Here is a 15,733-nt window from a genome sequence, read left to right on the forward strand (position 1 = left end):
CACGCAAACGCGATCGGAGTTGGCGATCCGCCCTGTATCTCCAGATCTCGAGCAATTCTGTTATATAATGCAATCCCAAGATTATTAGCGCCCTCAATTTTAAATTTTAAAAATACAAACAAATGATAAATTTAATGTAAAGAAATAGTAAATAGATTGCTTTGAAGCTGCTAATCTTTGACAATTTTTAGTGTAATCCGATGTTAAAATTTTTGGTCACAGAAATCTTAAACATCCTCGCGATCGATTATGCCAGAACAAAATAGACAAGGAACAATATGTTGGCTGGATTTTAACCTCTGTGCCACCGAATTAGATTCTGGTTTTGCCCCCAATCATCCGAGGGTAGCAAAGTTGGCGATCGACGGTAACTTTATGCTTGCTTCAATTGAAGTATTAGACGAACTGTCACAATCCCTTCCTGGAACAATAACAGCTATAGAGCCAAACTTAGTGCGCGTTTCTGGCATAAGTTACGAGATTGCTCTGCGCCAAATACAAACTTTAGAGGGTCAACCTTTGTCAATTCCCGATCTAAGCAAAAGATTTGGACTACAGGTTGGTTATCAGTTTCAGGGGATCGATCCTCAGATAGTTCAGCAGGTTGAGGCGTTTAATAGTTCGATTGCCAAGCATGAAGCATTTTGGGTCGAGAAACTAGAAAATTTACAGCCCATCACTATTCCTTATGCAGATCGAACAGTATCCCACTTTAAAAAACAATTTAAAAGTGTCACAATTCCAATCCACGACGAAATTAGATCTTTTTTGAAAGGTCGAAACTCAAACTGGAATCTAGGCAATTTTCTCTGTGCTGCTTTTATCGGTTATCTGGCTCGTATTGGCGGAACAAATAGTTTTGATCTTGGATTTAGAGATATCAAATTAGCACAAGAACTAAATAATAGCGCAGGTTTTTTTGCAGCCTACGTACCTTGCCATTTAGACATAAATCTTGAGCAAAGTTTTGAGGAGTTTTTTGCAGCCATAAGAGTACAGATAGAGCTAACCAAACAGCACAAAACTTATGCACGGGATGTTGTGGTGAGAGATCCTACGCTGCGGAAAATACCATTAGCTAGCCCAGATATATTTCCCGTAGCGATCGAATGGGTAGAAAAAATAGCCGAACAACAAGGTAACCCTGGCAATGAGCTTACTTTGATCATTTCAGCGGATGAGACGGAATGCCTTTGGCTTTATAACACTGAAGCTTTTGATGCTAATAGCATTACTAGGATGTTGGAGCAATTTACGATTTTTCTCCAAGGTATTGCTACGAACTCTACTCAATCTCTGGCTCATCTACCACTGTTATCTGAGTGGGAACGCCAGACAATCCTGGTGGAGTGGAACGATACGGCAATTGACTATCCCCTCGACCAATGTATTCATCAGTTATTTGAAGATCGGGTAGAGAAAACACCAGATGCTTTGGCAGTAGTGTTTGAAGAACAGCAACTAACCTACCAAGAGTTAAATGAGCGAGCCAATCAATTTGCTGCCTATTTACAGGAGTTGGGAGTAAAGCCAGAAACCCTAGTGGGTATTTTTGTCGAACGCTCTCTAGAAATGATTATTGCTAATTTAGCCATTCTTAAGGCTGGTGGTGCATATCTGCCCTTAGATTCAACTTATCCTCAAGAACGCTTAGATTATATTATTCAAGATGCCCAAATCTCTCTGATACTGACCCAGAATCATTTACAAGCCAAAATTGCATCTTGTGTCACCGTAAGTCAAAACAACATACAAATAATTTCCCTCAATAGTAATCTTCCATCTAGCCCGACATCCCTACAGTCCCATACATCTAATCCCAGCAATCTAGCTTACGTAATCTACACCTCTGGTTCTACAGGAAAACCCAAAGGAGTGGAGATCCCTCATCGAGCTTTAGTGAATTTTGCTCAAGCAGCAGTGCAAGAATATGAAATTACTCAAAGCGATCGCATTTTACAATTCGCCTCGATTAGTTTTGATGCCTCAATTGAAGAAATCTATCCCTGTCTGATCGCGGGAGGGACATTAGTTTTACGTAGTGAAGAAATGAGCTATTCGCCCTCATTGTTACTAGAAAAATCTGGTGACTATGGCATTACGATTTTAGATTTACCCACCGCTTTTTGGCATTTACTCACGGCGGAATTAGCCAACAACCTGCAATTACAATTACCCCCATCAATTCGTTTAGTAATTATTGGTGGCGAAGCAGTCAATCCCAAGCAAGTAACAATTTGGAATCGATTAGTCGGAACTTGTCAGCTAATTAATACTTATGGCCCTACAGAAACCACTGTTGTGGCTACCAGTTATAAAATTCCTCATCAGCTCGATCACCTATCTACCATCCCAATTGGTAGACCATTGCCCAATCTCCAGACTTATATTTTAGATCAAAACTTACACCCAGTTCCTGTGGGAGTTCCAGGAGAAATCTATATAGGTGGTGCAGGTTTAGCCCGAGGTTATTTAAATCGTCCTGAGTTAACCGCTGAAAAATTTGTGGACAATCCCTTTGCTCAGGATCAAAAGTCAAAATTATATAAAACAGGAGATTTAGCCCGTTATCTAGCCACCCTAAAGGGTACCGCTTCGCGTCCTAAAGGATTAGCTCCTAACGTCGCGTCACACGAAGTTAGTGCTAAAGCATACCGCTCCGCATATCCTTTAGGGCATAATGCTAAAATTGAATATCTGGGACGAATCGATAATCAGGTAAAAATTCGTGGCTTTCGCATTGAGCTGGGTGAAATTAAAGCTACGATCACACTACATCAAAACATACACCAAACAGTCGTCATAGCTAAAGAAGACAACTTAGGAGACAAGCGCCTAGTCGCCTACATTGTTCCCCAGCCAGAACAAACAGTTACCACCGAAGAAATACGCGGATTCCTTAAGGAAAAACTACCGCACTACATGATACCAAGTACATTCATTTTTATAGAGGCTTTACCCTTAACTACTAATGGCAAAATAGACCATCGCGCTCTACCCGCACCTGAGCAAGCTAGATCTGAACCAAAAGAAACCTTTGTCGCTCCCAGGAATCAATTGGAACTGCAACTGGCAACAATTTGGCAAAACGTTTTGGGCATCCAGAATATTGGCATCCATGATAATTTCTTCGATCTTGGTGGACAATCTCTGCTGGCAGTACGATTATTTGCTGAAATTCATAAATCATTCAATCAGAAATTAACTTTATCCACTGTATTGCAAGCATCTACTATTGAGCAATTAGCAAAAGTTATAAGTCAAAAAGAATACTTGCCCGATTCATCGTATCTTGTACCAATTCAACCCCATGGGTCTAAAATCCCGTTTTTTTGTATTCATGGCGCGCAAGGTGAAGTTCTCTTTTTAAAAAGTTTAGCTAACCATCTCAATCGGGATCAGCCTTTTTATGCCATAAGATCACCAGGACAAAATGGAGAAACTGCCCCTCTAACCTGCATTGAAGAGATGGCAAAGCTTTATATTAAGGAAATAAAAACCATACAACCGCAGGGCCCTTATTTACTAGGTGGTTATTCTTTTGGAGGACTTGTGGCTTTTGAAATGGCTCGACAGTTTAAAGAACAAAGTCAAGAGGTTTCATTATTGGCATTATTAGACTGTTATGCTCCAGAAAGCCTCAAATATTTACCGTTACATAATAGATTGTTGCAACATTTTCGCAATTTTCTATCGATTGGGCCTGATTATCTTTTCAACAAATTCAAGACATTACGCACCAGAATCATGTATCGTCTGCTTAAGGATGAAGCTATGAGAAATAATTATTTTTATCACTTAACTAGTACTAAATATTTTTATAATTTAATTAATGAGTTTCCTAACTATACTGTTGAAGATTTAAAATTGTGGGAAAATCTTTATAAAGCTAATTTACAAGCAAGTTCAAATTATATCCCCTCAGTTTATGAGGGAAAAATTACTCTTTTTAGAGTCAAAACCGATCCTACTAAGAATTTTTATCAGCCAGTAGCAAAATGTGGATGGAGCAAACTATCTAATCAAGAAATAGAAGTATATGATTGCACTGGTGATCACTATACTTTTATAGAAGAACCTCATGTCCAAAGTTTAGCTAGACAATTACAGTCTTGCCTTGTTTTAGCTACAGAATTATAACTCTTTATCTGAAGATATTGTTCATTCTTTGACTGGCTGGGACTATATTTTAGATGCCTTATCTCTCTAGCCACTTTTGAGAATTGGTATAAATTTGGAATTGCTTGCTTTTTTTTTTAGGTGGTGTGGCGATCGCCTTAATTCTCCAATCCAAATATTGGTAATTGCTAATTAATTTAATTAAGTGAATTCGCCTAAGTAAATACAACTAAGTCTACCCAATATTCATATGTAATATAATTATTTGTTAAGCTTATTAATCATTATTTTGTTCTTATCTAATGGCGACAAAACCTACAGTAACTAGATTATTTAATATTGACAAAATATTGACATAAAAATAACACAAGAAAGTCATATTTGGACATTAGCTTGGACAAACATTTTCACAATTGACTCTAAGAGGACAAAAAAATGGAAAGATCTGTACAAGCTTTAAAAGTATTTAGCAGTTTTGCAGTGAGTACTCTTGCCTTAATTTATATTCCTTTTGTAGCTGCATCCGTAGATGCGGCTGAAGACAGCTCTAAATTTAGTTCTGGTTTTCTATCATCTCAAAATAATTCAACCAAAATTGAGATGACATCTGAAGATGCTGAGTATATTGAAAAAATACGCGAACATTATGGTTTAGATTTATAGTACGTAAGGGCGAATGGCAAGGCGGAGCTAGTTCTACGGTCACAAAGCTTACCCTTTAGAGCTATTCGCCCCTACCCAAAAAGCATCCGTTACAAACCTTAATTGAATTGGTATCACTTTTATATAGTTAGACAATAGGTAGCTAAAATCTCAATACAGTTGGCGATCGCTCCTAAATGAGCAATTTCATAACCGTGGGTATTTTGGGTAGGGAAACTCAGACAAGCACCCCGAGAAACATGACCAAATTTCATCGCAATTGAAGCATCACTGCCAAAACCATCAATTACCGCTAGCTGAAGGGGAACTTCGGCTAATTCGGCTGCGGTACGAATTTCCGCGTTGAGCAATTCATCATAAACACCATAGTTATCCTGAGAGAGCAAGACAGGAGCAACACCAGACTCTATGGGATATTCATCTGCTAGAGGACAAATTTCTAAAGCAATCAAGGATTCTAAAGTCTGATTTTGAGTAAAGTATAGTGCGCCAATTGCACCGACTTCTTCTTTGGCTGAGGCGACTAAATAAATATCAACAGGAGGATTTTGCACTCGTTCAGCAAGAGCTAAAAGAATAGCCACTGAAGCTTTATTATCTAAAGTGTAGCTAGCAATATAGTCTTTGAGACGAAATGGCTGTTTACGATGTTTGCCAATCACTACCCGAGTACCAGGGCGCACGCCTAAAGTAGTTAACTCAGATAAACTACACTTAGTTTCTACCCAAGCATCCTCCCACATCAAAGGTGTATCAATCTGCTGGGCTTTTTGTGGTGATTCATGGGAAACATGACGCGAACCAAAAGAGAGAATACCGCTAATAACCTTTTGATCTCCTAAAATATCAACGACCCCTTCACCGTATACCCAAGGAAACGAACCCCCCAAACGACGTACCTGAAGGCAGCCATCATCATCAATAGATTTAACGATCATGCCGATTTCGTCTTTATGAGCCGTAATAGCGATCGCTCTTGCAGAATCTTGTCCACGAATTTTAGCAATTACGTTGCCTGCTCGATCCTGCCAAGCCTCTACCTCAAACTCTTGAAACTGTTTTAACAAAAGGTCATCAATTTCTGTTTCTAACCCACTAGGTGAATGACACAAAACTAACTCTTGGATTTGAGCGAACAGGCGATCGCCTTCTTTGGTGTCTTTACTGCCGTTACTTTCCATGTTTCTGACAATCTGGCTTAATCAGCATGACTATATCATCAAAAAGTAGGTAAAAATGTCTTGGATGCGATCGCTAGTGCAATTAACAGTTAAGTGTATGATCTAATTCCCAATGAGAAATATGATCGCTGTATTGATTCCACTGTTGGTATTTTAGTTTTAGGTAAGAATCAACAAATGATTCTCACAAAGATTTTCGGAAAACTGAATTGGTTTCTAAGCAGCGCAGGGCATCTAATAAATTACCAGGAAGACGTTTTACTCCCTCTGATAGGGTTTCAGTATAGCTATTGTAGTTAGCGCGATCGCCTGGATCTAGCTTCCGTTCAATACCATCTAATTCTGCGGCAATAATTGCTGCTGGCAGTAAATAGGGATTGGCAGCGCCATCAGCTAGACGAAATTCAAATCGGCCGCGATCGGGAATACGAATCATATGGGTGCGATTGTTACCAGCATAGCTAATGGTATTAGGCGACCAAGTTGCACCCGACACTGTGTTTAAGGCATGAATACGTTTATAAGAGTTGACCGCAGGATTAGTAAAGGCACACAAAGCAGCAGCCGACTCCAGAATTCCGCCAATAAATTGATATCCTAACGTTGAAAGTTCTGATTCTCCCTGTTCGTCTTTAAACAAATTGGTCATGCCTACGTTGTCCCAAACTGAGAGATGAGTATGACAACCGTTACCTGTTAAATTGGCAAAAGGCTTGGGCATAAAAGTAGCCCGAAATCCGTATTTCTCGGCAATACTTTTAGTCATGTACTTGAAAAAAGCATGGCGATCGGCTGTAATTAAGGCATCATCATAAGTCCAGTTCATTTCAAACTGTCCGTTACCATCCTCATGATCGTTCTGATATGGTTTCCAGCCTAAAGACAACATCCCATCACAAATTTCACTAATCACGTCATAACGACGCATCAATGCCTGTTGATTGTAGCAAGGTTTAGCAGCGCGATCGCGACTGTCGGCAATTTCCAGTTCATCTGCCGATAAGAGAAAATATTCGCATTCAACTCCAGTTTTGATAGTATAGCCTCGTTGTTCGGCTGTTTCGAGCATTTGCTTTAATACTACCCTAGGAGTCTGCATGATGGGATTTCCATCTATACCATAGAGATCGGCGGGAATCCATGCTACATCTGGTTGCCAAGGTAGTTGAAATACGCTGTTGCGATCGGGGATTGCTAAGATATCAGGATCGGCAGGAGTCATATCTAACCAGGCAGCAAAGCCAGCAAATCCAGCCCCATTTTCCGCCATCTCATCAATACTTTGAGCAGGAACAAGTTTTGCTCTTTGTACCCCAAATAAATCGGTAAAAGAAATAAGAAAATAACGGATTTGGCGATCGCCAGCTAGTTCTGATAATAACATCGTCGTTAATAGTACCTGATAAAATAAACTGCTGCGCCTTTTTTAGCTTTTAGCTTTTAGCTTTTAGCTTTTAGTAATTAGTAATTAGTAATCAGTAATTAGTAATCAAAAAGAAGCCCTAATATCTCGATGTACATTTACATAACCCCGATCGACTACCGTAAAATGTTCCTTTAACTGCTGATGTGCTTGGGGTAGCGCATGAAAGGGAATCGAAGGATAAAGATGGTGTTCGGCATGAAAGGGAATGTTCCATACTATTACGGGAAACCAGGTTAAAGTAGTGCGGGTATTGGTTAAAGGATTGTCGTTGTTACTGCACCCTGTATGTTCGGCCAATAAAATAAAGCGTAAAATCGGCTGTCCTACAGCTAAAGGTAGCAACCACATGGTAAAAAACCAAGGCTGTTTAAAGATTAGAGAAATAGCGATCGCAGCAACATAGAAAGCTAGTTGCAGGCGAGTCGATCTGATTACTTCGTCGCGCGCATCTTCAGCGATAAAAGCATAATCTTCTAGCTTACCTGTGGCTACTTGATAGTGAGTTTTAAATTTGCCAATCCACCAGTTGAAACCGCTTAACTCTACTAAATATTCCCCAATGTTACTTGGTTTGGGGTCGTCTAGTTCGGGATCTTTGCCATTAACTTGAGCATAGCGATGATGCCATTTGTGATAGCGACGGTAAAAATCACTGTTATAAAAGGAAAAGAGTCCCGCTATCCAAGCCACAAGATCGTTGAGACGATTGCTAGCAAAAGCTGTTCGATGAGAACTTTCATGTAAGGGTGCAAACATGGCAGCAAAACTGAAGCCATAGATCATTAATGCTGGTATTTTAATTACCCAACTATCAACCGCGATCCACAAGTAACCACTACATACCATCACCAACAGATGTCCTGCTAGCTGGATTAACCCTCGCCGATTAGAACGAGCATTCAGAGTCTTTAACTCTAATGAAGCTAGAATTTGTTTTGGCTGATGACCAAATGCCGATCTGGTCTTGACTTGAGTGTTCATGACTAGCTTTTTAATTCACTTATTATAACAAGTCCTAAATTAACACAATCATACCAACTTGTTATAATAATTTGGTCACATAAGTTACCAATTGCCTTGAATTTGGTGAGATCGCAAAAACAAATACCACTTCATTTAGATATTTCCGAACAGATCCACCAACAAATTATTAGTGGTCGTTATTCACCAGGGGCTAAATTACCCAGTGAAAGAGAACTAATTAAAGAATGGCAAGTCAGCCGAATTACCATCAGAAGAGCGATCGCCAATTTAGTTCAGCAAGGTTTAGTGACTACCCATCAGGGGAAAGGAGTGTTTGTTACTCAAAAGCGCAAAGTAATTTATACTCTTTCCAATCCCCTCACGTTTCTAGAAGAAGATCTAGCCAATCAGGGCATCGAACTATATTTGCAAAATATAACTTTTGAACTGGTTACAGCACCACAACAAGTACAGGTAATGCTGCAATTACCCTCAGATAATCCGACTGCTTATTTACAAAAAAAAATCTTACTAGTAGATCGAGAACCTGGATGTGTCGATCTTACTTATATTCTGCCAGAGATAGGTTCTAAACTAGAATCAGAGTTAAAGCAAAATATGACCTTTCCTGTTTTAGAACGTAATAACTATCAGATCGAGCGGGTCGAAGCAATTATTGAATGTACTAATGCTAGTTTAGAACTGAGTGAATATCTAGATGTACCTCTGGGTCATCCTTTATTAGTTTATCGTCACACTGCCTATGCTCATAATCGCCCCGTAGTTCATGGAGAATCAATTTCTAGAGGCGATCGCTTCTGCTATTCAGTCAATCAAAATAATTATTGATAATCTAAACCATTTTAAACCATGCCGACTACAACCTCTAGTAATAAATCTCCTCATGCTGCTAAGATCGCTGCCAAAATTAAGACAGGAGAAAGTTTAGCCCATGCCGACTTTAATAACCAAGATTTATATGCGATCGCTCTTAGTCAAGTTAACTTAGAGCAGGTTAATTTTTCTGGCAGTGTTTTGACTAATGCCGATCTGGTGGAAGCAAATCTCCAAGGAGCAAACCTGAAAAATACAGATTTAAGAGGAGCAGATTTAACCAGAGCAAATCTAACAGGAGCAGATTTAACAGGGGCATATTTGAGTCGTGCCGATCTGCGAGGTGCTAATTTAAGCGGTGCTAATTTAACTAATACTCAGTTTCAAGTAACCATTTACGATCTCCAAACGGCTTTTCCTGAAGGGTTTGACTATCAAAGTTCGGGTGCAGTAGGGCCAGGAGCAAAATTGACTGGAGCTTATCTGAATACTGCTAATCTGCGTGGAGTAGATTTAACAGGGGCAAAAATGATTGGCGCTTATTTGAGCGGAACAGATTTTACTGGCGCAATTTTAGATGATGTTTCCTTTAGTGGCGCGATTTTGCAAAAAGCCATCATGACAGGAGCAAGTTTACGTAATGCTCGCTTAGGCAATACCGAACTAAAAGGAGTGGATTTGAGAGGCGCAGATTTGACAGGGGCAAACTTAGATAATCTACAAAATATTGCTGGGGCAGATTTTAGCTTTGTCAAAGGCTTAAGCGAGCAAGCTCGTTCAGCTATTTTAAATTTTCCTGCACCAGATCTAACTACCTGGAATGCTTATACACGCTGTAACACCAAAGATAGTTTGGCAAGACAAGCGTAAAAAGGCGAGCGCATTTTTTTACTTAATAAATTTACGTTGGTTGAGATTTACTTCTTAACAGATTCAAACCTAATCCAATATATACACAACCTGTAATTCGCTCTAACCAACCTGAAAATTGCTTATTTTCTCTAACCGTATTGGTTGCTATTGCAGCAAATCCAGCTAGTAGCAAGCACCATACTGTACCACCAGTCACAAACAAAATACCTAACAATAAAAACGGTAATGCTCCAAAACCTGCTGTTGGTTCAACAAATTGTGGAAGGAAGGCGAGAAAGAAGATTGCCACTTTAGGGTTGAGAACATTCGTTACAACTCCCTGACGATAAATTTGCCAGCTACTCATTGAGTTTATTTCTGGAGTAGATAGAGGTGAAGACTTTCTCAACCAAGCTTGAAGACCAAGATAAATAAGATATATAGCCCCAGCAATCTTGATGGTTGTAAATGCCCAAGCAGAAGTCGCTAAAATCGCTGATAATCCAAACGCAGCAAATGTCGTATGAACCAAAATGCCACTACTAATACCCAACACTGAGATTAATCCAGCTTGACGACCTTGGGATATACTTCGAGCTAGGATGTACATTGTATCTGTACCAGGCGTAATCCAGAGTAAAAAACTTGACAGAAGAAAAGCCGACAGATTGTGAGTTCCAAACATTTTCTTGCTGATTAAAAACAAAACTTAAACGATATTATCAGTCTAGTTTTTAGTTTGATGAGAATACAAGCTATTTAGTTACTTATTAACACCTTTAAAGTTCAAATGGAACTACGTCATCTTCTTCAGCAACATCAGTAAAAATATCCCGATCTCCATTCTTCTTTCTAGCAATGATTTTTGATCGGGATATTCTCTCAATTTTTAACCTAATAGTCTCTGGTTAACTTAACTTGGCAGTTTTTTTGCGCCAAAAGATAAAATTTTCAATTACAGACTTGCCTTTTTCCATCGCAGCTTGAGGACTGGAATAAACACCCTCAAAATGATGTACTTGATCTTCAGGATCGACAATGTTTAAGTGATATAGGTTATTTGCCAAATGCTGTACAAACAGATTATAGCCGTTGATATTTGAGCTTGAATTAGTTTCCATGAATAATCTTAAGGTGAGAAGGAGTTATTTACAGACTTAATTAGCTGCTTTATTTAAAAAGTTAAATTAAGTTACTGCCCTTTAAACATCTAAACTTAATTGGAGATAATTGTCATCAGTATTTTGAGCAGCAATTTTATTCTGAGAACTTACATGGCGATCGCCTGACCAAAATAAGGAATTACCTGGGCGTTGTCGATCTATGTTGAGCCATTGAGTAAATACCTGTTCTCGTCGATCTTCTGGAGCAAGAATTTGATATATTCTAACTCTTTTTTGGTTCTGACTTTCGTAACGCAGACATTTAATTTTGCAGCCAATTTTAGCCAAAAGACGACTGATAATAGTTATGGGACTATAGTTTTTAGCCAGAGTTAAATTGAGCATAGTTTTAATTTCACGACGGTTACTCAGGGCGATCGCTGCTAGAGACTGCAAGTCAGCATCAGCGTTACGTAATTCTCTAGCCTGTTGCTGGAGCAAGACAGGAATGCCTAAAATTTCTAACGAGCCGACAATTGCCCCCAATTGAGAACTGTTAAAGTCAGGTAAGAACAGGCTTCCATTCCCTTGCTGCATTAGTTGACGAACAGCTTTGGTGTCGCGATCTGCTAGGTAAGGACGACCAATCGTCAGAAAATAATGGAGTCTAATTTTTTGATACCAGCCTCGATCGTCTAGAGATACTAACTCTGGCGTAATTGGTAGATGATAACGCTGCTGAAGCTCATATTTGCGGAGTTGACGGCGATCGCCTAATGATTTAATTAGCTGTTTTTTTAAGTACCGATACTGTGACTCATCTAAACTAGGCGCACAGGCGATCGCGGCACATTCTGCCAGATAGTTTTGGCTACTAATTTCCGTGATTGCAGCCACGAGGGAATTATCCGTAGTTGATTTAGTCGGGACTTCAGGTTGATACTTAGCAGCATCAATAATCTGATGTCCTTCGGCTTTTAATCCCGCTACAATCGAGTTGCGATAGTTAACTGCTCCCGCATTGTATCTAACCGCCATTTTTGCCCAGCACAACAGAGATTCGGCTTGAAAACCAGTATCTAAATCGTCTAAATAGGCAAAGTCGGACTGCTGTAATAAACGGATGTTTAACTGAGTAAAGCGCTGATTGGAGCTAAGTAAGGCGGGAATGGAAGTTGAACCATTACCAATTTTGTTATAGCTATAATTAGCACACCACAGATGACGAGGGACATTCTGACGTATTCTTGCCAAGGTTTGGCGCACGGCGTTTTCGGCTTGAATTCCTTGAGCGATCGCCCAGACCGAAGTAAAGTGCTTTAGTTCAATGGAGATACCTGTTTCAATCGAGGGACTGGCGAGAACAATATCATATTGACTGAGAACCTGCTCTAAGTTGGAGATGCAGTTGTAGGCTGGATGTTGATGATCCGTAAGGGATTGGGAATCAATTCTCAAAATTTTGCGTTCGGGAAATTGCTGTTTTAAATAGGCTTCAAGGTTTTGTGTTCCCCATTTACTGGTGAGCTTCTGCGCCGATAAACAAATAAACGGCTTTCCCCCTTGCTTAATATCTGCTTCTAAATTGTTAACCAGTTTTTTAGGCGTTTTACCCTGGTAGTTATATACTTGCCATGACTGGGTACGATCGCTTTGCCAAGTATTGTGGACGATACAGGGTTTGAGATCTAGTCCTGATAAAGAAATTAGATAATCTAGCGCAATATCACTGAGATCCGCATCGGCTATATATAGCTGTCCTTGGTTACCCAAGACATTCTGCATCAAGGTTTTAAAGCACTTGAGGATTTCTACCCGACGATCTTTACAGGTACTAGAATTAAGCGCGTGCCAGAGTACTTGTTCCACTTCGTCAATAATTACCAAACTGTCGTGCCACTCATTTGGGTCAAACTGCGCCTGAGATAGACCATGTAGAGAATCAATACACAAACCATAACCCAGATTAGATCGATCACAGCGATCGCTCACTTCGGTAATATAGTTCAAACCAAAACGCTGACATAATTCTTTGACTAACTGTACCCGATGTCCGATTACCAAAACTTTTTGCGATTTGGCGATCGCCTGTTCCACAACTTTAACTAAAGACTGAGTTTTCCCTGTCCCTTTAGGAGATTTGATCCCAACCAGCTTAGTTTGAGGCGAGATCTTTAATTCGGGAAGATAGCGACTATTAAGCTGAATCTCAGCAGGATAGGTTAGTTTTGTCCAAGACTTTGCCTTCCAGCTTTCCAAATCTAAAGCATCATCATATGCCTGAGTAAAACATGCTTGACCTTGACTAGCGATTAAATCATCAACCCCTTTCCCCAATGCACTATCCCAGGTAACCACCTTCACTTGGCAACCAGCTTTTTGGAATAGATACCCTGTTTTTTTGATCGCTGCGTTAACTGCATTAACTGCCGTTGGCTTGACATCTCGATCGAACACTAAATATATTTCTCGCCCAGATGCAGCTAATTTGGCGAGTTGAGGGATTAAATGAGACTTGCCAATTCTTTTTCCTTGGTCATCTTTAGGGGTACGGTAACCATTATTAATCCCTGGTAATGCCACTGTGCCATAGCCAGCCGATAATAAAGCTCCCGCTTTTTTTGCTCCCTCAGTAATACACAAAGGAACTTCAGGGTGATCGATTAACCACTGCCAAAAGCCTAAATCAGCACTTTGCTCATTAATTGCTGCCGAGTCTATCTTAATGCCAGCACGATCGGCAATTTGATGCCAAAGATTCAGCGTAACTTTAAGCGCAAACAAGCCTGTAGCAGCTTTTGGAGGATGCTCATATTTAATTACCTTGTTATCCCGATTAAGAGGTTGATTTGGTTTAAAACACCCCCAAATATCTTCATCTCCATTAAGAACATCGATCCCAGAACACCACCAGCCTCCTGCATCTGTATGGGCATAACGCTGAAGAAATCCTTCACTAATTCTGCCGTCATTTCTTCTGGGGATAGAATTAGAATAGAGTAAATACTGGGCGGGAGAAGTGCCTTGAAGATCGACTACGTTGAGATTAGTTAGCTCTTCGTCTACACCACTTGCCTGCCATTCCCGTAAATAATCCATTGCTGCTAATTTCTTGCTCTTTAAGGATTAGTATCATACCACTATATGTAGCGTAGATAAGCGAATAATTCCCACGCAAACACTACATATAGAATTATTAGCGCTCGGGTGCGACCAAACTATATTTGAGGGTAGTCGATCTAGGCAAATATGAGTCAGAATCTGGATGCAGACTTAATATTAGTGGCTGTATTCCAATACTTTTATCAATTTAAAAATAGTGAAACCTTATCATCAGATCCCGATTAAAGACTGTGGCGAACGGTTGATTGCTATTCCCACAAATAGTTTGTCCGTAGAACTACCCCATCCTTATGTCAAATTAGGGGCAGAATATGGCAATAAATCTCCCTACTGCTTACGTCAAGGAGTGGTACGGGCATTGCTAGAAGCACAGTTTTTGCTGGAAAAACGCTATCCTGGCTGGAAAATTAAGGTCTATGATGCTTATCGTCCTGTAGGGGTACAGCAACATATGGTCAACTATACCTTCAATTCCTTAGTCAAAGAACTCGATCTTCATGAGCATCAACTATCTGCTCAACAACGACAAGACTTGTGGAGTAAAGTCTATCAACTGTGGGCAGCACCTAGCTTAGATCGAACCATGCCCCCTCCTCATAGTACAGGAGCAGCAGTTGACGTAACGATCGTGAACGATTTGGGAGAAGCGTTAGATATGGGAGGCGAAATTGATGAACTTTCCGCGCGATCGCACCCAGATTACTATGTCAGCGATCAGGATGGCGAGAGTCAGCAGTATCAATTTAATCGTCAGTTATTAGCGAGAATAATGACTAATTCTGGTTTCATCAGACATCCTCAAGAATGGTGGCATTTTTCTTTAGGCGATCAAATGTGGGCTTGGTTACATAATCAGCAAAATCCTGCCAATACTGCGATCGCCCGTTATGGTCGAGTTTAATTAATCTTAGATTAATATTTTATCGAGGATATATATCTATTTATTAGATATAATGTTATATATGTATATATAGCTTTCAAGAATAGCAGTCAAATAATATGAGCAACCTAGATTTGAGTCTTACCCCTAATCAGGAAGTCATCCTGTCAGCACTTCGTTTCAGAAAACGTTATGGATTGGAAATTCTCGAAGCAATACAGCAAAGTGGTGGTAAGCAAATTAGGTTTAATTCTCTCTATCCCAACTTGAAAAAGCTGGAGAAAAAATGCTTTGTTAAGTCGGAATGGGGTAATGAAGCACCTGAAAAGCATACTGGAGCTAGACGAAAATACTACCAAATTACAGGAGCTGGTACCAAAGCTCTGGAAGCGAAACAACAGTTATTAGAAAGCGTAGCTTATTGGATATCTGAGCCAGAGGTAGTGTGAATGAACGATCGGGATTTAGCTTCCACCCGTGAAGCCCCGCGTTGTACCGATAGGTCAACGTCGGGATGAGAGGGTGGGCAGGGTTTAAATTGGTGTATTTTGATTCTCAATATATTTCTTCAGCACAGATATTGTAACTC

11 protein-coding genes and 1 pseudogene are annotated in these 15,733 nt (G+C 39.9%); 6 read left to right on the top strand and 6 right to left on the bottom strand.

The genetic code is table 11. The features are described from left to right. Positions 1 to 249 precede the first annotated feature (249 nt). Together KME09_00500 and KME09_00505 are read left to right on the top strand one after the other, a co-directional pair. Complete coding sequence (locus KME09_00500; GenBank protein MBW4532399.1) at positions 250 to 4,140, top strand: amino acid adenylation domain-containing protein; 3,891 nt, start codon at positions 250 to 252, stop codon at positions 4,138 to 4,140. Between the two features lie 414 nt (positions 4,141 to 4,554). After that, positions 4,555 to 4,782 carry a hypothetical protein gene (locus tag KME09_00505; protein ID MBW4532400.1) on the top strand — a complete coding sequence of 76 codons (228 nt, stop codon included), beginning with the start codon at positions 4,555 to 4,557 and terminating at the stop codon, positions 4,780 to 4,782. A 119-nt stretch (positions 4,783 to 4,901) separates the two neighbouring features. Here the strand turns inward: KME09_00505 and KME09_00510 are convergent, their stop codons facing one another. From KME09_00510 to KME09_00520, 3 genes and pseudogenes are all read right to left on the bottom strand, one after another. Continuing rightward, complete coding sequence (locus KME09_00510; protein ID MBW4532401.1) at positions 4,902 to 5,963, bottom strand: M42 family peptidase; 1,062 nt, start codon at positions 5,961 to 5,963, stop codon at positions 4,902 to 4,904. A gap of 82 nt (positions 5,964 to 6,045) precedes the next feature. Continuing rightward, positions 6,046 to 7,347, bottom strand: a pseudogene (gene glnT, locus KME09_00515) (type III glutamate--ammonia ligase). Positions 7,348 to 7,452: 105 nt separating this feature from the next. After that, a complete protein-coding gene (locus tag KME09_00520) occupies positions 7,453 to 8,370 on the bottom strand; it encodes a fatty acid desaturase family protein (GenBank protein MBW4532402.1) in 918 nt (305 codons plus the stop codon). A gap of 96 nt (positions 8,371 to 8,466) precedes the next feature. On the opposite strand from KME09_00520, the gene KME09_00525 reads away from it, so the two are divergent. Both KME09_00525 and KME09_00530 read left to right on the top strand, forming a co-directional pair. After that, positions 8,467 to 9,201, top strand: coding sequence for a GntR family transcriptional regulator (locus KME09_00525; protein ID MBW4532403.1), 735 nt, complete (start codon positions 8,467 to 8,469; stop codon positions 9,199 to 9,201). Positions 9,202 to 9,222: 21 nt separating this feature from the next. Next, on the top strand, positions 9,223 to 10,056 hold the full coding sequence (locus tag KME09_00530) for a pentapeptide repeat-containing protein (protein MBW4532404.1): 834 nt from the start codon (positions 9,223 to 9,225) through the stop codon (positions 10,054 to 10,056). Positions 10,057 to 10,087: 31 nt separating this feature from the next. Here KME09_00530 and KME09_00535 read toward each other — a convergent pair whose 3' ends face one another. The 3 genes from KME09_00535 to KME09_00545 form a co-directional block, all read right to left on the bottom strand. Next, entirely contained in the window at positions 10,088 to 10,723 is a 636-nt protein-coding gene (locus tag KME09_00535) for a LysE family translocator (protein MBW4532405.1), read from the bottom strand. Between the two features lie 223 nt (positions 10,724 to 10,946). Further along, complete coding sequence (locus KME09_00540) at positions 10,947 to 11,159, bottom strand: hypothetical protein (GenBank protein MBW4532406.1); 213 nt, start codon at positions 11,157 to 11,159, stop codon at positions 10,947 to 10,949. An 81-nt stretch (positions 11,160 to 11,240) separates the two neighbouring features. Next, positions 11,241 to 14,240, bottom strand: coding sequence for a DUF3854 domain-containing protein (locus KME09_00545; protein ID MBW4532407.1), 3,000 nt, complete (start codon positions 14,238 to 14,240; stop codon positions 11,241 to 11,243). Positions 14,241 to 14,460: 220 nt separating this feature from the next. On the opposite strand from KME09_00545, the gene KME09_00550 reads away from it, so the two are divergent. Then, entirely contained in the window at positions 14,461 to 15,165 is a 705-nt protein-coding gene (locus KME09_00550) for a D-alanyl-D-alanine dipeptidase (protein ID MBW4532408.1), read from the top strand. Positions 15,166 to 15,263: 98 nt separating this feature from the next. Continuing rightward, the gene (locus tag KME09_00555) at positions 15,264 to 15,593 is read left to right on the top strand and encodes a helix-turn-helix transcriptional regulator (protein MBW4532409.1); all 330 of its coding nucleotides are present in this window, start codon (positions 15,264 to 15,266) and stop codon (positions 15,591 to 15,593) included. Positions 15,594 to 15,733 lie beyond the last annotated feature (140 nt).

The sequence above is a fragment of the Pleurocapsa minor HA4230-MV1 genome (genome assembly GCA_019359095.1).
Classification (GTDB): Bacteria; Cyanobacteriota; Cyanobacteriia; order Cyanobacteriales; family Xenococcaceae; genus Waterburya; species Waterburya minor.